The organism is Cobetia amphilecti (genome assembly GCF_032923285.1).
Lineage (GTDB): Bacteria > Pseudomonadota > Gammaproteobacteria > Pseudomonadales > Halomonadaceae > Cobetia > Cobetia amphilecti.
The window spans coordinates 1,241,587-1,262,654 of record NZ_CP136695.1; the positions used below are offsets into that span (position 1 = coordinate 1,241,587).

Sequence of the window (21,068 nt, forward strand, 5' to 3'; positions counted from 1 at the left end):
GATGACTGAGCAAAAGTCAGCTATCTGGCGTATTGATCGCTGTTAGCCAGCATGGACGACTATCACATGCTAGGTTTGCCATCAGCGACTCAGTCCTTGGTGATGCGATTGACTTCTTCCAGCGAGGTCATGCCCGACATCACCTTGCGCAAGCCGCTACGCCTCAGGTCTGAAAGCCCTTCCTTGCGCGCCTGGTCTGCCAGCTCGATGGCGGTGCCCTCACGCATGATCAAGCGGCTCATCTCATCCGAGATCGGCATGACTTCATAGATGCCGACGCGCCCCTTGTAACCCAGCGTGCACTGACTGCAACCGACAGGACGGAATATGGTCGCCGCCTCGAGTTCTGCTGCGCTGAAGCCATTGTCTTCACTGAAGCCCATCGAGGCCATCGCCTCAGGTGGAATCTCCGCTGGCTGGCGGCAGTGGGTACACAGGCGGCGAGCAAGGCGCTGAGCGATGATCAACGAGACGGAACTCGCGATGTTGAAGGGAGCGATACCCATGTTGCTCAGGCGTGTCAGCGTCTCGGGGGCAGAATTGGTGTGCAAGGTGGAAAGTACCAGGTGACCGGTCTGTGCCGCCTTGATGGCAATCTCGGCGGTTTCCTTGTCGCGAATTTCCCCCACCATCACCACATCGGGATCCTGGCGCAGGAAGGCGCGCAAGGCCGAGGCGAAGTCCAGGCCGATCTTGGGCAGCACATTGACCTGGTTGACGCCTTCTACCTTGAGCTCGACCGGGTCTTCCGCCGTCGAGATATTGCGCTCCGGTGTATTGAGGATATTCAGGCCTGTATAGAGCGTCACGGTCTTGCCGCTACCGGTCGGGCCTGTGACCAGAATCATGCCCTGTGGCTGATCCAGCGTTTTCTCGAACATGGCGCGCTGTTCAGGTTCGAAGCCCAGCGCCTCGATGCCCATCTTGGCCGAACTGGGGTCGAGGATACGCAGCACCAGCTTCTCGCCATACACGGTGGGCAGTGTATTGACGCGAAAGTCGATGGAGCGGGACTTGGACAGGCGCAGTTTGATCGCGCCATCCTGTGGCAATCGACGCTCGGAAATATCCATGCGCGACATGACTTTCAGGCGCGCCGAGATACGGTTGCGCATATTGAAGGGCGGACGGGTATTCTCGATCAACATGCCATCGATACGAAAACGAATGCGATAGGTGGATTCGTAGGGCTCGAAGTGGATATCCGAGGCGCCACGCTTGATGGCATCCAGCAGCACCTTGTGAACGAAGCGCACCACTGGTGCATCGTCACTGCTGGCCGTGATCGCCATGTCATGGTTGTTATCTTCTTCGCCCTCGAAATCCAGCCCATCGAGTGCTTCGCCATCTTCGCTCAGCATGTCCATGGCACTTTCTTCGCCGGCTTCCAGGTACTGTTCCAGAGCCGGCGTCAGCTGGTCGGCAGCGACCAGAACACTCTCGATCGACAAGCCGGTGGCAAACTGCAGCTCATCAAGATGCGTGAGCGTCGATGGGGAGGGCACGCCAACTGTCAAGCGATGTTCACGGCGATAGAGAGGCAATACCCCCAGCTTGCGCAGGACTTTTTCGGGCAGCTCATCAATGGAAGGCAGTGAGTCGACACGAAGGGCATCGAGATCCACATACGGCAGGCCATATTCCCAGGCGGCTGCCAATGTCGCCTCACGCGCCGGTACCAGGCCATGCGCGATAATGTGCAGCAACAGGCTTTCCCCGGCCTCATTGGCTTCCTGTTCAGCCAGCTGTGCTGCCTGTGGTTCGAGCAGGCCAGAGTCGACCAGTCGGGCGGCAAATCCTTTTAGCGGGTGTTCTGACTGGGGCATGACACTCTTCCTGTTGCAGTTGCCGATGGGGCTACTTTGACTGCTTGAAACGTGAAGCAGGCACTGATGCGCTGCGCGCGAAATCTGGTGCGGTAAGCCATCGTATTACAAGCATCGTCTTGCAGAAGAGTGTAGCTGGATTGCCCTGCGCTAGGAATGGCGCATTCGTGACATGGGAAGGGGATAGAGTGAGTGGAAGGAGCTAGCCAAACACTGATGGCTCGGGCGTAGCGTTGAAGAAAGTCTGAATCTCGATCACAAAGTTTTTGTGTTCGTTGCTTGCAATGTCACTGAGTGTAATCTATTGTAACAACCAAGCAGCCGTCAGCGCCGCCAGGCAAGCGTCTTGCGACATGGCAATGGCACCTGATCTGTGGCTGTGGTATCACTCGTCCCGTCCGGTCGACACCCCGTGATATCAAGATGTTATGCTGATGAAGAAGTTGTTGGGAATATTAGAATCAAACACCCATGCTGACATTCTTCTGTAACATCCTGCTGGTCAGGGAAGGTAACCGGGGTATCAGGACGTACGACCTGATCTCACTACGCAAATGCAAGGGAGTCACACCATGACACGCAAGCAACAAGCTGGTTTTACATTGATCGAGCTGATGATCGTTGTGGCGATTATCGGTATTCTGGCAGCCATCGCGATTCCGCGTTACCAGGATTACACTGCTCGCGCTCAGGCTACCGAGGCTCTTAACCTAGCTAGTGGGCTAAAAACCGAGGTTTCCGAGTATTATGCTAGTGAAGGAGAATTCCCTTCCATTACAGATCTAAATTACTCTGCAGCTACTGCTATTAATGGCACTTATGTTCTGAGCGTTGATGTCGACGGTGGGGATGGTACTACTGCTGGTTCTGGTTTGATCACTGCAACCATGAAAAGTTCTGGCGTTGCCGCGGATTTGCAAGGTAAAAAGATCTACCTTGAACCGACAGTTAATTCTGGTTCTATCAGCTGGGCTTGTGAAACTGATGCATCCAAGCTTGCTGTAGTCCCAACTAACTGCCGCACTACTCATTAGTGATTAAAAAAACCGCCCTTCGGGGCGGTTTTTTGTTGTATCTATAAAATTCTCAATAAAGTGCCTCTTCCTCTTCCACCACATCCTTCAGTAGCTCCAGGAACAGCTTGTCTGCATCGGAGTGCTCTGCTGGATCTTCCGGGATATGGATGCTGGTAGTGTCAGATATCTCGTTGGCGATGATAGCTAGCACTGCTTGCTCATTCTTTCCTTGTTCTGCCCCTTCCTTGAGGCGCGCTCGCGCCACGACCAGTGATTGCTCGAGAATCTTCGGGTCTTGCAGCAGCTTGCGGATGAAGCCTTTCAGCTCACTGATGATGCGTGTCTTGTGCATTTCGCCGGATGCGTTGCTCATGGCGTGCTCCTTGTCTGGTGGATGTCTGTCTTTGAGTTCGAGCGTGAATTCTGGTCTTGATGACGATGCCTGGAGCGCCTTTGAGCGCTTTTGAACGATGAGGGATCAACCCAAGCCTGCCTCTGAAGTTCAGGATGCCATGCCTACCTTTGCCTGCAGTGTAACCCACACGTCAGCGCTGGTGGATATGTGACATCACACCAATCTCCAGCTTGCCAAACCACTCAAGACCCGCTGCGAGGCGTTCCATCTCGTCGATTGATGCGTTGCGTGAGTCAGCGTCGTGGTTACATTGCTGAGCCGTTTCCGAGGCGGCTTGCGTAGCACAACCTGGCAGCTCCAGCAGGATATCCACATGCGGGGCCGACGAGTCGGTGTCAGCAGACGTGGTGGCATGGTTGACGTAATGCAGAGTGAGGCCGCTGCGCGCCTGCCAGAGGGGTGACTGCTGCCAGCATTTCTCGAGTGCGACGATGATGTCGCTGCGCAGGGGCAGGGGCAGGGGCTGCTGCAGCGTGGGCTGCGCCAGGCTAGCCTGGCCGAGATGCGAGTCGTCTTCAGGGTCGATGTGATAGAGCACATCACTGAGCTGGGGGAATTCGGCCTTGAGGCGAGCCACTGCATGATGACCGATGGCATGGCCTTCCGAGACGCTGATGCGTGGCGCGACCAGCAGGTGGACTTCCAGCACGATACGGCCGGCCAGCGTGCGGCTGCGCAAGTCATGGGCACCACGCACCTCCGGCAGTGACAGCAAGCACTCACGCATGGCGTGTTGCTGTTCGCGTGGCAGGGCGGTGTCGATCAGTTCGCGTGAGGCCTCCCAGGCCAAGGAGGCGCCGATCTTGCCCACCATCACGCCAACGACGACCGCCGCGATGCCATCCAGCCAGCTGGCTCCCAGCTGGGTACCGATCAGGCCTATCAGCACCGCCACGGTGGAGAGCGCATCGCTGCGCGAGTGCCAGGCATTGGCCTCCAGCAGCTTGGATTTCTGCTTGCGCGCGATCTTGAGCGTGGCGCGAAAGATACCTTCCTTGCCGAGCAGAGAGATGATCGCGATGCCGATGCCCAGCGCGCCGGGTAACGGAATGGTCAGTGAGCCGAACATCAGCTCCCAGCTGCGCAATATGCCTTCCCAGCCAATGGCGCCCGCCACGGCCAATAGCAGACTGCCGAGTACCAGAGTGCCGAGCGTCTCGATGCGCTCATGCCCCCACGGATGTGAGCGATCCGGCGCCTGGCGGCCGTAGTGAGTCGCCACCAACACGAAGGCGTCTGTCACGAGGTCTGACAGGGAATGGATGCCATCGGCGATCAGCGCCTGCGAGCCGACCAGCTTGCCGATGACGAGCTTCGCGACACCCAGCACGCCATCCAGCGCCGCGCCGATCAAGGTGATGCGCTGTGCTTCACGCTTGGCGCTTGCCGTGCTGGCGGCATCTGCGGGTGATGGTTGAGGCATGGGGAGGCTCGCTCAAAGGGGAGTCGGGGGCGTCATGAAGTCAGCGCCTACTTCTGCGCAGGCCGGGCAGGAGTCAGCGCACGCAGCTGTCTTCAGAGATCTCGCCGCTGGGGCGCAGGCGCCGCGCGAGGCTGTCAACGACGATATTGAGTATGGCGGTGAGCACCAGCAAGGCAAATGCCTGATCAAACATCAGGTATTCGAAGCTCGAGTCGATATGGAAGCCCAGCGTCACCACCCCCAGCATGCCGAGAATGGCCGTCTCGCGAATGATGGTCTCGGCGCGGTAGAGCAGCAATGCGAACATGCCGGGAGCGACACGCGGGTTGAGCTCATAGAGCCAGCATTCGAACTTGCCCTGCGGGCGGCTGGGAGGCAGCTGAATCTGGTTGGCATGACGAGCACACAGGAAGGCGATGATCGCGCCGTTGTGCAGCGCTAGCGCCAGCCAGGCGGGCAGCAGCGAGGGCCCCAGCAGCAACAGCAGGATGAAGGCTAGAATCAGCTCCGGCGTGGTACGCAGGAAGATAAGCAGGCCGTTGGTCGAGTGTTGCGAGAGGCGGTTGCCCACATGGCGGCTGGCCAGCGGCCACAGCAGCATGGCGATCAGCAGACTACCGGCGGTGCCCAGCAGGCCGAGCAGCAAGGTATTGCCGATGGCGGGCAGCAGGTCGGGCAGGTGGCCTGCCCACTGCAGCAGGCCTGTCGCGAGCTCACCCGAGACCAGCGATTCGAATGATGCATTGACCAGCGGCGCCGGCCAGATGTCATGGCTGATGAAGCGCCACAGCAGGGTCGGGCTGACATCGGGCCATGGCCCCAGCCACCAGAGGCTGGCGATGGCCAGTACCGGCAATACCCGACGGTGCCCCCACCATGGGAGCGTGGCGATCAGCAGATAGAAGATCCACAGCAGAGCGCCCGCCTCGGCGTAACGACCCTCGCGAAAGGCGCTTTCCAGATAGAAGCCCAGCGTGGGCAAGCCGACGAAACCGAGCAGGACACTGGCGCGCAGTCCGCATTCGAAGCGATAGCGGGTATAGCTGGCCATGCGCCGCCACGCCATCGGCAGTTCAGCATACACAAAGCGCATCGCGCGTGAGCTGGCCCAGGGCAGTGCCTTGAGCGGCGCCTGCGGCAGTTGTTCGAGAATCTCGGCATAGACCTTGGCGAAGGTCGCGGCATAGGGAATCGTGATCGCCGCCAATGCCGTGGCGGCCGACAGCCCGAATACCTGCAGCAACAGCAGCGCCCAGAACAGCTCATGTACCGCACGCAGCCCGGCACAGATGCCCCGCAGCAAGCGTGAGCGAGAGTAGACCAATGCCATTGGCAGCCCGATCAGCGCACCCAGCAGGGTGCCCCACAGCGCGAAGGCGATGGTCAGGATCAGAGCGTGCAGCGGGGATTCCAGCGCGCCGGGAGTCGGCGATGCCAGGCCCGCCAGCATGCGGCCCAGTTCCTGCCAAGGGTCGCGCGAGGTAATAGAGAGATCGGCGAAGGGCACCAGCACCAGCATCGCGATGACCAGACCACCACCGAGGCGCAACAGGCGCGCGCCGTCACTGCGTGTCTGCCACCAGCGAGGAGGATGGCGCAGCTCTGCCGTCATGGTGGAGGGGTCAGCTGACATCGGATGACTCGCGGGTCGCCGCAGCGGGGTACAGGAAATCCAGGTCGCCAGACGTAAGTCCGTCGGTCGCGACATCCAGCAGCACGCGCCCCTGGCCGTCAGCCTGCTTGCCAAGCCCGATAACGCGCGTGAAGTGAGTGAGTGCCAACTCACGCTGATGAAGCGCTACCACGCTGGTGGCGTGGCGGGCGTGAATCAGCTGGATCAACTGGCTGGCCTGATGCGGGTCTACGCTTGCGACGGGCTCGTCACCGAGGAACAGATCATGGCCCTGATAGAGCGCACGTGCGATGGCGACACGCTGGCGCTGACCGCCGGAAAGCGCCTCGACGGAGCGTTCCATCAGGCCGGCGATACCCAGCGGTTCGCACAGCGTGGCGACCGCCTGCCAATGAAACGGTTTCGGGCGCAGCAGATTGAGCAGGTTGGTCAGCCGTGAGTGCTGGTCCAACCGGCCCATGAAGATGTTGTGGTAGACCGACAATTGCGGCACCAGTCCCTGGCGTTGAGGGCACCAGGCGGCCGCTACGTCGCGCTGTTGCAGCGCGGCGCGCAGGGCTTCCAGCAGCGTGGACTTGCCTGCGCCACTGGCACCGAGCAGGGCGATGCGCTCGCCCGGCAGGAGGCGAATATCCAGGTCACGCAAGACCACCTCGGCGCCATGGCCGAGGTGGTCTTGCGAAAGGTGCAGCAGTGGAGAGGGTGTTTCCTGGGTCATGAGCTCAGCGCAGCAGACCGAGCTGTTCACCGACGGTCTTGATCGGCGCGTAGTCATCGTTGCTGGCCGGAATGAAGCCGGAGCGCGGGAAGCTCTCGAGCAGGTCCGGGTCCTTCATGTCCAGCAGGGCCGTGGTGACATGGGCGGTGAAGTCCGCGCCGAAGTGGCTGTCGGCATCGCCACGAATCGTCCACTGATAATCCGGGTAGGCTGGCGTCTGCCACAGCACCTGCACCTTGCTCGGGTCGACCTTGCCGTCCTTGACTGCCGCTTCCCACACCGCGAAGTTGACCGCGCCCACGTCATAGGTGCCGGCCGCGACCAGTGCGATGGTGCGTGAGTGGTCGCCGGAAAAACCGACGCGGCTGAACAGGGCGTCCGGCGCCTGCTGGAACTGCTCGCGCAGATAGTATTCCGGCATCAGGCGGCCTGAAGTGGAGGTCTTGGCGCCGAAGGTGAAGGAGTGGCCTTCGAGGGAGTCGGGCAAGGCGTCCAGCGGCTCGGCGGCATCGCCGGCCAGCTTGAGGTCGCGACGTGCGATGAAGTAGCTGCGGAAGGCGGCATCTTCCACGCCCTGGGCGATGGCGACGGAGCCCGGCACCATCTGACGTGCCTGAACGCCTGTCAGGCCGCCGAACCAGGCCATCTGGATCTGATCATTGCGGAAGGCGCTGACGGCGGCGCTGTAGGATTTGACCGGCACATACTCGACATCGACGCCCAGCTTCTCTTCCAGATAGTCGGCGACCTTGTCGAAACGCTCCACCAGGCGTGACTCGTCTTCATCCGGAATCGCCGTGAACTTGAAGGTGTCGGCCTGAGCCAGACTCATGGTCACGGGAAGGGCGGAAATCAGGGTCAGAGCAGCAGTGGCCAGCCAGCGCATGGGAAGCATCCTCAGCATTCACGACATGAGACATCATGCGGCGAGCACCGCATGTCAGGGGGTATGGCGCGTATTGTTGTGTCTTGATCACGCGGGTGCAAGCCCCGCGCCATGCCTGAAGGATCGTTCAAGTGGCGCTGAAGCGTCAGTAGCGCGTTGAATGGCTGCGCAGGAAGAGCTCATTTGCCTTGGCTGGGGCTGATGACTTGGTGGCGAGTGCTCAAGACTCCGGTGGGAAACGGGTGTCCTTCAAGCTGTCCTTGATCTTCTTGAGGTGCTGTTGGAAGTCTTCTCCACGGCGCAGCGTCACGCCGGTGGCCAGCACGTCGATCAGGGCCAGGTGGATCATGCGTGAGGTCATCGGCATATAGATATCGGTGTCTTCCGGGGCCATGACTTCCAGCACCTCGGTGCACTCGCGTGCCAGCGGAGAGTCCGGTGCGGTGATGCCCAGTACCGCGGCGCCATTGCTGCGTGCGAGCTTGGCGATATCGACCAGTTCGCGGGTGCGTCCGGTGTAGGAGATGATCACGATCACGTCGCCGGTATGGCAGGCGGCGGCCACCATGCGCTGCATGAGCACATCTTCATAGGCCATGACCGGCAGGTTGAAGCGGAAGAACTTGTGCTGGGCATCCGCCGCGACCGGGCCTGAGGCGCCAAGGCCGAAGAAGCAGATCTGCTTGGCCTGGCTCAGGTAATCGACGGCGCGTTCGATGCGTCTGGGGTCCAGTGCGCGACGGGCATCGTCGAGTGCGGCCACGGTGGCGCCGAGAATCTTGTCGCCATAGGCGGCGGCATCATCGTTCTGATCGACACTGCGTGACACATAGGGCGTGCCACCGGCCAGGCTCTGGGCCAGCTTGATCTTGAAGTCGGGGAAGCCCTTGGCATCGAAGTTGCGACAGAAGCGGTTGACGGTCGGCTCGCTGACCAGCGATGCCTGAGCGAGCGCCGCGATGCTCATGCCGGTGGCCGCAGCCGGATCCGCCAGAATGACGTCGGCGACCTTGCGCTCGGAGCGATTGAGCTCGTCGAGACGTTCACGGATGCGATTGATGAGGTCGTGTACTGCCATTCGCCTGTTACCCTGCCATTGTGTAGTGAAATAACTACGTAATCTGGGCATCCTAGCCTCACTCGTCTGGTAGGCCAAGCATCTCTTTGGGTCACTTGCTGATCCAGGGGCGCGAAGGACGAGGTGAAAGCGAAAGCGCCGCTGACTACCACTTTTAGGTAAGTTTACCTATTTGTGGGGCGAATTGTCTTGAGTGACAGCGGCGTTATCGCTACATTTGTTGTTAATATAACCAGCCATGTATCGCCAACGCCTTCCCGGTGCCGTGTGTCATTCGAGCCTCTCCTCGCCGCGCCAGCCTGCGCAGCCTTCCAGGAAGCGGGTTCGAAGTCGCCCACCTTGTCGGTCATTTCGGCATACAGGGCAGTTTCGACGGGAGAAATCGGCGGCATGAGTTCCGACATCATTCCGGGCGTGGATATTGCCCTGTTCGGCGCCTTGGGCGACCTCGCCAAGCGCAAGCTATATCCAGCCCTCTATCACCTCGACCGTGACGGTCTGCTCGAGAAGGCAACTCGCCTGATCGGTCTGGCACGTCAGGATGTCAGCCTCGAATCCTTCAAGGACACCGTGCAGGCGGCGCTCAAGGAGCGCGTCAAGCCGGAACACCTCGAGAAGGAATGCATCGAGCGCTTCCTCTCTCGCATCAGCTATGCGGCGCTGGACTTCAGCACCGTGGAAGGCTATTCCGCGATCGCCGATTGGCGTGTGGATGCCAAGGGCAAGCCGTCGCCGCGCCCGCTGATGATCTATCTGTCCGTACCGTCGCGTATCTACGGCGACATCAGTAGCAATCTGCAGGCGGCGGGCTGTCTCGACGAGCACTCGCGTGTCGTGGTCGAGAAGCCGATCGGCTCTGATCTGGAGAGCTCGCGCGTCGTCAACGACGCGATCGGCGCCGTCTTCCACGAATCCCAGATCTATCGTATCGATCACTATCTGGGCAAGGAAACCGTCCAGAACCTGATCGCGCTGCGCTTCGCCAACCCGATGTTCGGCAACCAGTGGAATCAGAACCAGATTTCCCACGTCGAGATCACCGTGGCGGAGAAGGTCGGCATCGAAGGGCGCTGGGGCTACTTCGATCAGGCCGGTCAGCTGCGTGACATGGTGCAGAACCACCTGCTGCAGCTGCTGTGTCTGATCGCGATGGACCCGCCGTCCAACCTGGATGCGGACGCCATTCGTGACGAGAAGGTCAAGGTGCTCAAGGCGTTGCGCCCGATCACCGGCGAGCGTCTCAACACGGATCTGGTACGTGGTCAGTACATCGCGGGTGCCGTCGACGGTCAGCACGTGCCGGGCTACCTCGAGGAAGAGGGTGCCAACACCGAATCCCAGACCGAGACCTTCGTGGCCTTCAAGACCGAAGTCTCCAACTGGCGCTGGGCCGGTGTGCCGTTCTACCTGCGGACCGGCAAGCGCATGCCGGAAAAGCTGTCACAGATCGTGATCCACTTCCGTCAGCAGCCGCACTACATCTTCGATCCGGACCAGCGCTCGCTGGCGGCCAACAAGCTGATCATCCGTCTTCAGCCGTCCGAAGGCATCTCCCTGCAGGTGCTGACCAAGGACTCCGGTCTCGACAAGGGCATGCGTCTGCGCCCGGGCCCGCTGGACCTCGACTTCAACAGCGCCTTCCCCAAGCGCCGTATTCCGGAAGCTTACGAACGTCTGCTGCTTGAGGTCATCAAGGGCCAGCAGTATCTGTTCGTGCGTCGTGACGAGATCGAACACGCCTGGCGCTGGGTCGATACCCTCATCGATGGCTGGGAATCCCGCGCTGCCACGCCGCGCCGTTATCCGGCCGGCTCCTGGGGCCCCGTCTCCTCGATCGCGATGATCACGCGCGACGGTCGCAGCTGGTATGAGGAGTATTGAGATGAGCGCCACCGTGACTGAGCAGGACCCGCGCGTACAGACCGCACACTCTCTCGCCGAGTATCTGGCCGCCGCCTTGCGTGCTGATCTCGACGTTGATCCGTCAGCGCGTGCGCTGCTGGTGGTTTCCGGCGGCTCCACGCCCAAGCCGCTGTTTGCCGCGCTGCGCGACAAGCCGCTGGATTGGTCGCGGGTCGATATCACTCTCGCCGATGAGCGTTGGGTGAGCGAAGACGCCGATGACAGCAATGCACGCTTCGTGCGTGAGCACCTGCTGAGCGGTGCGGCCAGTGCCGCCACCTTCCATCCGCTGACCAACGCCGAGGCAGAGCCGGAAGACGGTTGCGCAGAAGTGAGTGCTCGCATCGCGACGCTCCCTTGGCCGGCCTCCGCGCTGATTCTCGGCATGGGTGGCGATGGCCACACGGCCTCGCTGTTCCCGGATGGTGACCGTCTGCAGGAAGCGCTGACCAGTGCGGATTGCTGTGTGCCGATGCGTGCACCCAGCGTGCCGCAGGCGCGTATCACGCTGTCTCTCGAGCGTCTGCGCCAGACGCGTCGTACCGTGCTTCATCTCACGGGGACCGACAAGCAGGCCGTGCTGTCGCGCGCGCTGAGCGACGTCGAGGCGGTCAGTGAACTGCCGATTCGTGCCTTCCTGTCCGCGCCGCTGGCGCTTTACTGGGCCCCCTGATCACATCGGCCGCGGCCAGCCACAAGGGAGGCTGGCCGCGGCACAAGGAGAACGCCATGAGCTTTGAAAAACAGCTTCCGTCGACTCGCACCACCGAGATCGACAGCATCTGCCAGAAAGCCTCCGTGCTGCCGGTGATCGCCGTCGAGCGCATCGAGGACGCCGTACCGCTGGGCAAGGCCCTCTACGAAGGTGGCCTGACCGTACTGGAAGTCACGCTGCGTACCGACTGCGCGCTGGAAGCCATCCGCCTGATGCGTGAAGCGCTGCCCAACGCCAGCATCGGTGCCGGCACCGTGCTGACGCCGGAACAGTATCGCCAGGTGGAAGAGCTGGGTGTCGACTTCATCGTCACGCCGGGCACCACCGAAGCGCTGTACCAGTACGGCGTGACCAGCAGCGTGCCGATGCTGCCGGGTGTCGCGACCGTCTCGGAGCTGATGACGGGCTGGCAGTACGGTTACCGTCGCTTCAAGTTCTTCCCGGCGGAAGCCGCGGGCGGCGTCAATGCGATCAAGTCCTTCGGTGGCCCGATCAGCGAAGCTCGCTTCTGCCCGACCGGCGGCATTTCCCTGAGCAACGCCGCTGACTACCTCGCGCTCAAGAACGTGATGTGTGTCGGTGGTAGCTGGGTTGCGCCGCAGAAATTGATCGATGCGGGTGACTGGGATGGTATCCGCGAGCTGGCGCGTGAAGCCTCAGAGCGTTTCCACCGCTGAAGCCTGATATCTGGATGAGTGCTGACCACTGATCCAGCGGTTGCCTGCCAACGTCATGCACGCCGTCGTGCTTGAGGCTGACAGGCTGCCAGTACTGCTCTCTCTCGACAGCTTGGCTGTTGCTTGTGACCCGTCTCTCGCGAGGCGGGTCTTTTTTATGCGCGTCATCTTGGGAGAGAGGCGAGGCTAACTTGTCTGGCTGGAGTCGCTGGGCTGGTTGTGATGCCGGTCTCAGCGCTGCGGCGTGCTCAGCTGACAGTAGAGATCATTCAGCAAGGGCAGGGCCAGCCCATGTCGGGCAGTGGCAAGGCGCAGCGGGCCAAGGATCGCCTCGACCTCGGTAGGGCGATCGGCGAGCACATCCTGCAGCATCGAGGCGCGATTGTTGGCGGTCGCGCGGATGACCTGCTCGACCAGCGCCTGCCAGCCTTCCCCCGGGGCAGAGATGCCTTCGCTATCCAGCACCGCGCTGATCTCCTCGACCGCCTGACGCACCATCGGCGCAAATGGCCGGTCGCGCAGCTGGCCATTGCGAATGCGATAGCGTGCCACCAGGGGGTTGATCGCCGCATTGATCGCCAGCTTGTGCCACAGGCGAGTCTGGATGTCCGGTGTCTGTTCGCACGCAAACCCTGCAGCCTTGAGCCAGTCACCTTGCATGAGAGCGGCCTGATTGGACTGGCTGTCGGGATCTCCGTCACCGCCACTCTGCCATGCGCCCAGCCAGGTGTGGCCGCGCCCGGCGTGTTGCACGCCAAGGTGCTGGAGTTCATCCGCGGTTGAGTCAGTGTCAGGCGTCGCGATTGCACCAGGCTCGGGGGGCATCCAGGCGCCTTCGGTGGTGCTGGCGCATAGCAGGTTGGCGTGGCGTTCGGCCAGCCACGGCTGAGCGCTCAGTCCGTTCTGCCAGCAGGTCACGGGAGTCCCGGGCGTGATATGTGGGGCCAGTTGCTGCCAGACGGCGGGTACGCCGTGGGCCTTGGTCGTCAGCCAGATGGCGGAAGGCTTTCTAGATGATGAGCTTTGTAGTATGTCGATTGTTGAATAATTTATCTTTGCGCTAACAATAAGTGATTCCGGTGTGGTCATGTCGAGCATGACCGCTTGCCCCGCCATTGCCTGACGCCCCAGCAGCAGGACACGCGGTAGTGCGGATGCCCCCTGCTCACGCAGCTCTCGCTGGCGTGCCGCCATCAGTGATGCCGCCAGCAGACGCCCGATGGCGCCCGGACCGATGATCCACAGCCAGTTATCTTCCGGATCAGTCATTGTGTGCATATTTGTCATCTTGTCATGGAGAGCAGTGCGTGAGCGCGGGAAAGGCCGGTTGTACTTCACCCGACCCGCTGTCAGCTATCGGTCTTGCGCCGTGACGTAGTCGCTCGCTTGCGGGGACTTCTGGAAGAGGCACTTTTACGAGAAGCGCCGTCAGAAGTGCTGCCAGAAGCGGTCTTGCCTGAAGAGCTGCCAGAGGCGCGCTTCTTGTAGGACGTGGCCTTGCGACGCGAGCCGCCCTTGCCACCGCCCTTGCGCGGCGCGGGTGTCGCACCGCCGACGCTGGCCAGTGCCGTGTTCAAGCGGCTGGCGGAGCTATCGGCGAGCAGCGCACGCAGGTCCACGATCAGCTCGCTCAGGAAGGGCGCCGCCGGGTCGCCTTGCTCGTGGATCATGCTCAGGCGTTGCTCCCACTGTGCGGTGCGCTCCGGACGCGATACGGCAGGCGGCAGCGCATGAATCAGCGCGCGGCCGATACGCGTCGAGCGCATCGCCTGGCCTTCGCGCACCAGATAGCCGCGATTGATCAGCGTCTCGAGCATGCCGGCGCGTGTCGCCTCGGTGCCCAGCCCATCCACATCGCGCAGCGTGCGCCGCACCGCTTCATCCTCGACGTAGCGTGCGATGTTCATCATCGCCTGGATCAGGCTGGCGTCATTGAAAGGCTCCGGCGGGCGGGTCTCTTTCTCCTCGATACCGCAGTCGAGCACGCAGGCCGGTTCGCCTTCCGTCAGGGCGGGCAGCGGCGGCGGGGTCTTGTCATCGGCAGCTGCGTTCCTGTCAGAGGCCTTCTTGTCAGAGTCTTGCTTATCAGCTGTCTCCCCGGCCCCCGCAGCGCGCTGGAACAGCACCTTCCAGCCCTCGTCGATGACGCTGCGGCCACTGGCGCGGAAGGGCTCCTTGGCGAAGCGCAGCTCGACCTTGACCTCGCGATAGCGATAGGCCGGATAGAACTGGGCCAGCACGTTGCGTGTGATCATGCGGTAGAGGTTGGCTTCATCGCGCGACAGGCGCGCATAGTCCGGCTCGCGCCCGGTCGGCGCCAAGGCGTGGTGCGCGCTGACCTTGCTGTCATTGAAGGCGCGCGAGCGCAGGCTGAAATCGGCGCCGCCACTGTAGCGTTCAAGCTCGCGGTCACCCACGCAGGCGCTGATCATCAGATTGGCCATGCCGGCGTGATGTTCGCGCGGCAGGTAGCGGCAGTCGGAGCGCGGATAGGTGATCAGCTGATGACGCTCGTAAAGCGCCTGACAGGTGTCGAGGACCTTCTGGGCGGGCAGGCGAAAACGGCGCGCGGCATCGACCTGCAGCGCCGAGAGCGAATAGGGCAGCGGCGCGGGCTGTGACTTGTCGCTGGCCTCGACACTTTCGACATGGCCATCGCCGAGGGTGGTCAAGGTCGCGAGATGGCGGGCCAGGCGCTCGGCGGGACGGCTATCCAGCAGGCGTCCCTTGTCATCGAGTGGCAGCGGGGTGCCCTTGTCCGCCAGACGTTGCAGCCAGGGCGAGCTGGGCGCATGCCACCAGGCCTTGAAGCTGCCCGCCACCACGCCAGCCTCTATCCACAGCGGGAAGAAGGCGCGGGGCTCGAAGGCCTCGATTTCCTCGTCACGGCGCACGACCAGTCCCAGCAGCGGCGTCTGCACGCGTCCCACAGACAATACGCCGTCGTGGCCGGCCTGGCGCCCGGTCAATGTCCAGGCGCGAGTCAGATTCATGCCATACAGCCAGTCGGCGCGCTGGCGCGCCAGCGCGGCTTCATAGAGCGGCTGCCAGCGCTGATTGTCGTCCAGCTTGTTGAGGGCGCGGCTGACGGCGGGGCGGTTCATGTCACTGATCAGCAGGCGTTTGACCGGTCCGCGCCAGCGCATGTGCTCCAGCACTTCCTGCACCAGCAGCTGGCCTTCACGGTCGGGGTCGCCGGCATGCACGACCTCATCGGCCAGCTTGAGCTGCTCGCGGATGGTCTTGAGCTGACCGCGCGCCTGGCTGCGTGGCTTGAGCTTCCATTGCTCGGGGATGATCGGCAGGTGATCCAGCGACCAGCGCTTGAAGCGCTCGTCGTAGTCATCCGGCGGGGCCTGCTCCAGCAGGTGGCCGATGCACCAGGTGACACGGGTGTCACCGGCATCGATATAGCCGTCGCGCTTGCTTGAGCGTCCGGGCAGCGCCTCGGCAATGGCGCGGGCGAGGCTGGGCTTTTCGGCGATGATCAGGCGCATCGGGCATCCTGCGGTCAAAGGCTGTCGATATGATGATCCATACAGTATGCCGTTGGCCCGAGGCGGGGATCAATCGTCGTCGAGCGCGCGACGTGCCTGGACGAGGGCGCGATACCAGTCGCGGTTGGCGGTCTGGATCAGCGGGGGGCGATTGGAGAGATAGCTGACCGGGTGGTGGTCGGCGGGCTGATAGTTGCTGAGCATGTTGAGCGTCGCTTCACGGGCGCCGAAGGTATCGCGCAGGAACTCGATGGCCAGCGGCTCCAGCTCGACGCGATAGTGGCGCACCAGCGCGATGGCCAGTGATTCGGCGGTGCGTGACAGGTCATCGTCGATCTCGCGCACCATGGCGCTGCCCAGCGCCGCCTTGGCCGCTGCGGATTGATTGGGCTCCAGCTGGCCGAAATAGGCGGCATTGGAGCCATTGATGGCGCGCTGCACGGCCGGGCGTGACAGGTGTATGTGGGGCTCCAGCGCGAGAGCGATCTCGACCGCCATCGCCTTGGCCTTGTCGACACCGACCCGCAGCACCGTCTCGCGCGCCTGGTAGGCGATCTCGCTGTCGACGCGCTTGATGCGGCTCTCGTTCAAGTGATCGGCCAGATGCTTGCAGACCTCCGCCTTGGCTTCATCGTCCAGAGCGATGGTCTTTTCCTGGATGCGCAGACCACGACGGCCCGGGCCGACCCGCAGGCGGGTGGCGTCATCGGACATCTGCGAGGCGATGTTCTCCCAGCGCTTGGACATCTTGAGGAAGACGGCGTGGCTGCGCCCGACCTGCTCGTAGGCATTGGTCACCGTCTTGTAGAGGCGGATGGCGTTGGTGAGGATATCGGCCCGCGAGCGCAGCGCGGCGCGGTGTTCACGATCGCCCTCATTGACCGCGATCGCCAGATGCGTCACCTGCTCGGCAAGGGCGTCCATCGCCTGGGTGGAGCGCTCCAGCAGTACCTCGGCGCGCAGGCCGGAGGCGGCATCCTCCACCAGGGTGCCGGACTGCTCGGCCAGATAGACCGTCAGCGCCTTGAGGCGTGACAGGCCGGTGGCCTGACGAATGCGATAGCGCGAGCGGGCATGCTCGAGGTTGTCCAGCGCGCGCGCCAGCTTCCAGCGGCCACGGTATTCGAAGGTCAGCAGCGGAATCTTGCGCCCGCTGATCAGCTCGAAGGCCAGAATCAGCATCTCCTCCACGTCCTGTAGGGTCATCAGCAGGTCGTTGTCCTGCTCGATGGCCGCCAGCACACGCTCGATGAAGTTCTCGTCACGCGGCACGCCGCTGTGCAGGTCGGGCGCGCGCCCTTCGAAGCGCTCACGCAGCAGGCCGATGGCCTCGGGGGCCAGCTCGGCCAGCTCATTGAACTGGGGCTCGAGCCATTCGCGGTTGAGGCTGTTCATGTCGCGGATACGCGCATGCAGGCCCACGCGACGGTAGACGTCGATCTGGCTGATGATGCGCGCGGCATCACGGTCATCGAGCAGCTCCAGCGCCGCCAGCTCGACCCCCTCCGGCGCCAGGTCCTGCTTGCGCAGCAGCATGGCCGCCGCTTCACGCCGGCGGGCATCGCCTTCGAGGCTCTCGACGATCAGATTGCGCGTGGCGAGGATCAGCTCCGGCACGGTGTCGATGACGCGTTCGATCTTGGCTTCGGTGCGATCATAGCGCCGTGAGCTGGTCAGGTTGTGGGCGATATTGGCCACGATGCCCGCGACACCGGTGATGACGGTGTAGGAGATGAAGAAGATGTAGTTCTCGAAGGTCGGTTCCTTGCCGTAACCGAGCAGATAGCCGCCCCAGGCGCCGATCAGCGTCACCGGGCCTGCGGTCCACAGGATCTGCATCAGGCTCACCGACCAGGGCACACGCTCCACGGCCTGGGTAATGCGGCGAATCTCGTCGCGGCCCTCACGCTCCAGACGCACCTGGGGCGCGTCATTGGCAGTGTTGGCTCGGGGACGAAAGGGGCTCGGCAACAGCAAGGCAGGCTTCCTTGATTGAACGGGGTGGGGCTTCTGGCACGACATGGGCTGCCGAGAGGTTCGTGAGCACGAGCCTCGAGCGCAGCGCGGGGCAAAGGGTGTCGTCAACAGTAGCATTGGGCAGCCTTTTGGCTCCAGTGAGCAAGGGCCGCAAGCGGGTCGAGCGTGGTAGAATTTCGCCCGCCACTGACTGGCCAGCGGGTCTCGCCAGGACGTCAGGCTCACGCTAGGACATCAAAAAGCTCTGGAGGTTGTGTGGAACGAGACTTGGAAGCAGGAAAGGGTGCAGGTGATGGGGCTGAAGTCGTGTTGCTGGACGGCGGCATGGGCCAGGAACTGGTGCGTCGTAGCGGTCGTGAGCCGACGCCGCTGTGGTCGTCTCAGGTGATGCTGGACCAGCCTGAGCTGGTGCGTGACCTGCACCTGGATTTCATTCGTGCCGGCGCGCGCGTCATCACGCTCAATACCTACACGGCCACGCCGCAGCGTCTGGGCCTGGCGGGTGTCGGCGAGTCGATCGCGGCCATTCATGCGTCCGCCGGCAAGGCCGCGCGGGATGCCATCGCCCTGAGTGGCGAGGCGGATGTGCGCGTGGCAGGCTGCCTGCCGCCGCTGGTCGCCACCTATCGCCCTGATGTCGCGCCGAGTGCTGACGAATCCCTGGCCAGCTATCGCCGGCTGGTGGAATTGCAGGCACCGCTGGTCGATGTCCTGCTGTGTGAGGCGCTGTCTTCCTGCGTCGAGGCTCGCGCCGCCGCCACCGCCGCACTCGAGAGCGGCTTGCCGGTGTGGGTCTCGCTGACGGTGAAGGATGACCTGACCGCGACCCTGCGCAGTGGTGAGCCGCTGGCCGACGCGATCAGCATGCTGCAAGCGATGGGCGTGGACGCGATCCTGATCAATTGCAGCGCGCCGGAAGCCATTCAGGGTAGTCTGGAAAATCTGCTGGCCAGCCCGCTGCCGACCGGTGCCTATGCCAACGGCTTCACCTCCATCGCGGAGCTCAATCCCGGCGGCACCGTCAAGGACCTCAAGGCACGCGAAGACCTGGGGCCTAAGCAGTACGCGGCGCATGCGCTGGGGTGGGTCAATGCCGGCATTCGTATCGTCGGCGGTTGCTGCGAGGTGGGCCCGGCGCATATCGCCTGCCTGGCCGAACAGCTCAGGTCAGCAGGTTATCGCTGCGTCAGCCGCTTGAGTGAGTGAACGATGAGGGGCGAGGCTTCCTCGTGATAGACTTCGCCCCTTGATTCGCAGGTTCTGTCGGGCATCGCGCCTGAGGAAACGCCGAGGTGAACGCCGAGGCGACGATCGGGATGCGGTGTCTGCAGGACTGTGAAACGCTTTTTTAGGGAGATGCCATGCTTGCCGAGTGGGTCGAACGGCTCTTGAGTTACGCCAGTGGGGCACTTGATGCCATCCGCGCCGATGAATCCTTTCCTGCCTTCATGCAGTGGGCGCATTCGGAGGGCGTGAACTACAGCGGTGGCGACGAAGCGCTGGCGGTAGCGCTGGCGCCGGTGCTGTGGAGCCAGACTCCGCTGGTGCGGCTCGACTTCGCGCGCGAGTCGTTGGCACCGCCCGGACGCAACGAGCCTTGCTGGTGTGACTCGGGTCGCAAGTACAAGCAGTGCTGCGACAAGGTGCAGTTGCCGGCGATTCCGGATCACCTGATGTGGATGCTGTCGCTGCGCGAGTTCAAGGGTGAACAGCTCAAGGCGGCGCTGGCCTCTGGTCTCGCGCCGGCGCAGGCGCTGCTCGAAGCGGGGCTGATCAGCGCCGAGAGCGGCAATCGCGGTCGGGCTCAGCAGATCATGGAGGCGCTGTTCGATACCAGCGACTGGTCGCGTCTGCCCGAGCAGGCCGAGCCTGGCTTCGAGCTGCTGCTGGATCTCTATCAGGAGCGCGGCTTCACCCGCAAGAAGGCGCTGCTGCTCGATGAGGTGCTGGAGCGTGGCCCCGCCTTCCTGCGCGGCGTCGCCCTGGAGCATCAATGTCTGCTGCATCTGGACAGCGATGATCTGGGCTCGGCGCGCGCCGCCTTCATTCGTGCCCAGCAGACGCTGCCCGATTCGCCGACGCTGGCGTATATCGAAGCCATGCTGCTGCTGCACGAAGGCCAGCCGGAAGAGGCGCAGGATCGTGCGCGCTTCTGGTGGCGTCGTCTGTCCAAGCAGAAGGACATCGAGCCCGGTCAGCTGGAATTCCTGGCGGATCTGGCCGAAAACCCGCGTGCCACGCTCGCCGAGCAGATGGTCAATTCCGATGAGTCGCTGTCGGATTCACTGGCCGCCCTGCAGGCGCTGTTCGAGGTGATCGAGCATCCGCCGCGTCTGGCGCTGGAAACGCAGGAAGATGGCAGTCTGCTGTTCCGTCAGAATGCGGAGCAGGCCGTGACACTCGGGCTCTGGGAGGCGGTCTTCCCGGCGCGTATCGAGGAAGAGGCGGCACTGGCGCTGGATATCGATCCCTGGGATGTCCAGGACCCCAACGAGTGGCTGCAGCAGCTGTGCGCCAGCCCCGAATGGCTGGACGTTCCGGCGGTGTGTCAGGGGCTGATCCTGGCGCTGGCCAGTCGCTTCGGTAGCCTGCCGTGGATGTCGGACACCTTCTTCGTGCCGCTGGCACAGCGCTTCGATCGTTGGCTCGATCAGATCGAACAGGCCGGCGGCCTGTTGCGCTGGGAAGATGGCGACAACGCCCAGTTGCTGCGCTGTGGACTGGGGCTGGTGATCGGCATGGAACGCGGTGAGCGCGAGCGTTCACGTCAGCTGGCGGAGCGCCTGCTCAAGCTTGACGAGGAAGACAGCCTCGGCCTGCGTGAGCTGGTGCTGGATCAGCTACTGCGCGAAGGCCGCAACGACGAGGCCGTGACCCTCGCCGAGCATGATATCGAGCGACGTGCCGTCGATGAGGAAATGCCGCTGTTGGGCATCCTGATGGGCCAGGTGCTGGCGCTCTATCGACTGGGGCGCGACAAGGACGCCGAGCAGGCACTCGAGATCGTGCGGGAAGCCAATTCGCATCTGATCAGCCTGCTGCTGGCGGAGCATCCGCGGCCGGTGAGTCTGGCGGTGGAAGCGCCGGAACCCGGCACGCGTGGTGAGGCCTGGCAGTACCGCACCCTGATGCGCGACCAGTGGAAGCGTAGCGAAGGCGCGCTTGCCTGGCTGGCCAAGCATCGCTGAGCCGGTGTCAAAGGCCGCTCATGTTGCCTGACGAGTGATCGCAAGAGCCAGTTTGTAAAAAACCCGCAGTGCCACGGCACTGCGGGTTTTTTTGTGTCTCGCCTTGCGTCGCGAGGC

The 21,068-nt window shown here is 62.8% G+C and carries 16 protein-coding genes; 6 read left to right on the plus strand and 10 right to left on the minus strand.

Annotated features, from left to right (window positions below):
- Positions 1 to 89: 89 nt before the first annotated feature.
- Complete coding sequence (gene pilB / locus R1T44_RS05330) at positions 90 to 1,826, minus strand: type IV-A pilus assembly ATPase PilB (RefSeq protein ID WP_317292726.1); 1,737 nt, start codon at positions 1,824 to 1,826, stop codon at positions 90 to 92.
- A 572-nt stretch (positions 1,827 to 2,398) separates the two neighbouring features.
- Between pilB and R1T44_RS05335 the strand changes: the two genes are divergently transcribed.
- Entirely contained in the window at positions 2,399 to 2,860 is a 462-nt protein-coding gene (locus R1T44_RS05335) for a pilin (protein ID WP_317292727.1), read from the plus strand.
- 52 nt (positions 2,861 to 2,912) lie between these two features.
- Here R1T44_RS05335 and R1T44_RS05340 read toward each other — a convergent pair whose 3' ends face one another.
- The 6 genes from R1T44_RS05340 to R1T44_RS05365 all read right to left on the minus strand — a co-directional run bounded on the left by R1T44_RS05340 (position 2,913) and on the right by R1T44_RS05365 (position 8,995).
- On the minus strand, positions 2,913 to 3,215 hold the full coding sequence (locus R1T44_RS05340; protein ID WP_043332474.1) for a hypothetical protein: 303 nt from the start codon (positions 3,213 to 3,215) through the stop codon (positions 2,913 to 2,915).
- Positions 3,216 to 3,387: 172 nt separating this feature from the next.
- A complete protein-coding gene (locus tag R1T44_RS05345; RefSeq protein ID WP_317292728.1) occupies positions 3,388 to 4,680 on the minus strand; it encodes a cation diffusion facilitator family transporter in 1,293 nt (430 codons plus the stop codon).
- Positions 4,681 to 4,753: 73 nt separating this feature from the next.
- A complete protein-coding gene (locus tag R1T44_RS05350) occupies positions 4,754 to 6,313 on the minus strand; it encodes an ABC transporter permease (protein WP_317292729.1) in 1,560 nt (519 codons plus the stop codon).
- A complete protein-coding gene (locus R1T44_RS05355; protein WP_317292730.1) occupies positions 6,303 to 7,031 on the minus strand; it encodes an ATP-binding cassette domain-containing protein in 729 nt (242 codons plus the stop codon). The genes R1T44_RS05350 and R1T44_RS05355 overlap by 11 nt, the downstream gene beginning before the upstream one ends.
- Before the next feature lie 4 nt (positions 7,032 to 7,035).
- A complete protein-coding gene (locus R1T44_RS05360) occupies positions 7,036 to 7,917 on the minus strand; it encodes a putative selenate ABC transporter substrate-binding protein (RefSeq protein WP_199852379.1) in 882 nt (293 codons plus the stop codon).
- Positions 7,918 to 8,137: 220 nt separating this feature from the next.
- On the minus strand, positions 8,138 to 8,995 hold the full coding sequence (locus R1T44_RS05365) for a MurR/RpiR family transcriptional regulator (RefSeq protein WP_043332471.1): 858 nt from the start codon (positions 8,993 to 8,995) through the stop codon (positions 8,138 to 8,140).
- A gap of 390 nt (positions 8,996 to 9,385) precedes the next feature.
- On the opposite strand from R1T44_RS05365, the gene zwf reads away from it, so the two are divergent.
- The 3 genes from zwf to R1T44_RS05380 are packed head-to-tail and all read left to right on the plus strand — an operon-like array spanning position 9,386 to position 12,289.
- The gene (gene zwf, locus R1T44_RS05370; RefSeq protein WP_043332469.1) at positions 9,386 to 10,876 is read left to right on the plus strand and encodes a glucose-6-phosphate dehydrogenase; all 1,491 of its coding nucleotides are present in this window, start codon (positions 9,386 to 9,388) and stop codon (positions 10,874 to 10,876) included.
- A 1-nt stretch (position 10,877) separates the two neighbouring features.
- Positions 10,878 to 11,570 (plus strand): 6-phosphogluconolactonase, encoded by a 693-nt coding sequence (gene pgl / locus R1T44_RS05375; protein WP_317292731.1) that lies wholly within the window; start codon positions 10,878 to 10,880, stop codon positions 11,568 to 11,570.
- A gap of 56 nt (positions 11,571 to 11,626) precedes the next feature.
- Positions 11,627 to 12,289, plus strand: coding sequence for a bifunctional 4-hydroxy-2-oxoglutarate aldolase/2-dehydro-3-deoxy-phosphogluconate aldolase (locus R1T44_RS05380; protein WP_043332465.1), 663 nt, complete (start codon positions 11,627 to 11,629; stop codon positions 12,287 to 12,289).
- Positions 12,290 to 12,520: 231 nt separating this feature from the next.
- Here R1T44_RS05380 and R1T44_RS05385 read toward each other — a convergent pair whose 3' ends face one another.
- From R1T44_RS05385 to R1T44_RS05395, 3 genes are all read right to left on the minus strand, one after another.
- The gene (locus tag R1T44_RS05385) at positions 12,521 to 13,567 is read right to left on the minus strand and encodes a ketopantoate reductase family protein (protein ID WP_317292732.1); all 1,047 of its coding nucleotides are present in this window, start codon (positions 13,565 to 13,567) and stop codon (positions 12,521 to 12,523) included.
- A gap of 71 nt (positions 13,568 to 13,638) precedes the next feature.
- The gene (locus tag R1T44_RS05390) at positions 13,639 to 15,786 is read right to left on the minus strand and encodes a DNA topoisomerase III (protein WP_317292733.1); all 2,148 of its coding nucleotides are present in this window, start codon (positions 15,784 to 15,786) and stop codon (positions 13,639 to 13,641) included.
- Positions 15,787 to 15,855: 69 nt separating this feature from the next.
- Positions 15,856 to 17,763 carry a coiled-coil domain-containing protein gene (locus tag R1T44_RS05395; RefSeq protein WP_043332458.1) on the minus strand — a complete coding sequence of 636 codons (1,908 nt, stop codon included), beginning with the start codon at positions 17,761 to 17,763 and terminating at the stop codon, positions 15,856 to 15,858.
- A gap of 267 nt (positions 17,764 to 18,030) precedes the next feature.
- Here R1T44_RS05395 and R1T44_RS05400 point away from each other — a divergent pair, with 267 nt between their 5' ends.
- Positions 18,031 to 18,969, plus strand: coding sequence for a homocysteine S-methyltransferase family protein (locus R1T44_RS05400; RefSeq protein ID WP_317292734.1), 939 nt, complete (start codon positions 18,031 to 18,033; stop codon positions 18,967 to 18,969).
- Between the two features lie 155 nt (positions 18,970 to 19,124).
- On the plus strand, positions 19,125 to 20,951 hold the full coding sequence (locus R1T44_RS05405) for an SEC-C domain-containing protein (protein WP_153635197.1): 1,827 nt from the start codon (positions 19,125 to 19,127) through the stop codon (positions 20,949 to 20,951).
- The last annotated feature ends 117 nt before the right edge of the window (positions 20,952 to 21,068 follow it).

Excerpts from the sequence above, each read along its gene's own strand:
- R1T44_RS05335 (WP_317292727.1), top strand. The coding sequence starts at position 2,399 with ATGACACGCAAGCAACAAGCTGGTTTTACATTGATCGAGCTGATGATC.
- R1T44_RS05350 (WP_317292729.1), bottom strand. The coding sequence starts at position 6,313 with ATGTCAGCTGACCCCTCCACCATGACGGCAGAGCTGCGCCATCCTCCT.
- R1T44_RS05405 (WP_153635197.1), top strand. The coding sequence starts at position 19,125 with ATGCTTGCCGAGTGGGTCGAACGGCTCTTGAGTTACGCCAGTGGGGCA.
- R1T44_RS05340 (WP_043332474.1), bottom strand. The coding sequence starts at position 3,215 with ATGAGCAACGCATCCGGCGAAATGCACAAGACACGCATCATCAGTGAG.
- R1T44_RS05360 (WP_199852379.1), bottom strand. The coding sequence starts at position 7,917 with ATGCGCTGGCTGGCCACTGCTGCTCTGACCCTGATTTCCGCCCTTCCC.
- R1T44_RS05365 (WP_043332471.1), bottom strand. The coding sequence starts at position 8,995 with ATGGCAGTACACGACCTCATCAATCGCATCCGTGAACGTCTCGACGAG.
- R1T44_RS05345 (WP_317292728.1), bottom strand. The coding sequence starts at position 4,680 with ATGCCTCAACCATCACCCGCAGATGCCGCCAGCACGGCAAGCGCCAAG.
- pilB (WP_317292726.1), bottom strand. The coding sequence starts at position 1,826 with ATGCCCCAGTCAGAACACCCGCTAAAAGGATTTGCCGCCCGACTGGTC.
- R1T44_RS05355 (WP_317292730.1), bottom strand. The coding sequence starts at position 7,031 with ATGACCCAGGAAACACCCTCTCCACTGCTGCACCTTTCGCAAGACCAC.
- R1T44_RS05390 (WP_317292733.1), bottom strand. The coding sequence starts at position 15,786 with ATGCGCCTGATCATCGCCGAAAAGCCCAGCCTCGCCCGCGCCATTGCC.
- R1T44_RS05380 (WP_043332465.1), top strand. The coding sequence starts at position 11,627 with ATGAGCTTTGAAAAACAGCTTCCGTCGACTCGCACCACCGAGATCGAC.
- pgl (WP_317292731.1), top strand. The coding sequence starts at position 10,878 with ATGAGCGCCACCGTGACTGAGCAGGACCCGCGCGTACAGACCGCACAC.
- R1T44_RS05385 (WP_317292732.1), bottom strand. The coding sequence starts at position 13,567 with ATGCACACAATGACTGATCCGGAAGATAACTGGCTGTGGATCATCGGT.
- zwf (WP_043332469.1), top strand. The coding sequence starts at position 9,386 with ATGAGTTCCGACATCATTCCGGGCGTGGATATTGCCCTGTTCGGCGCC.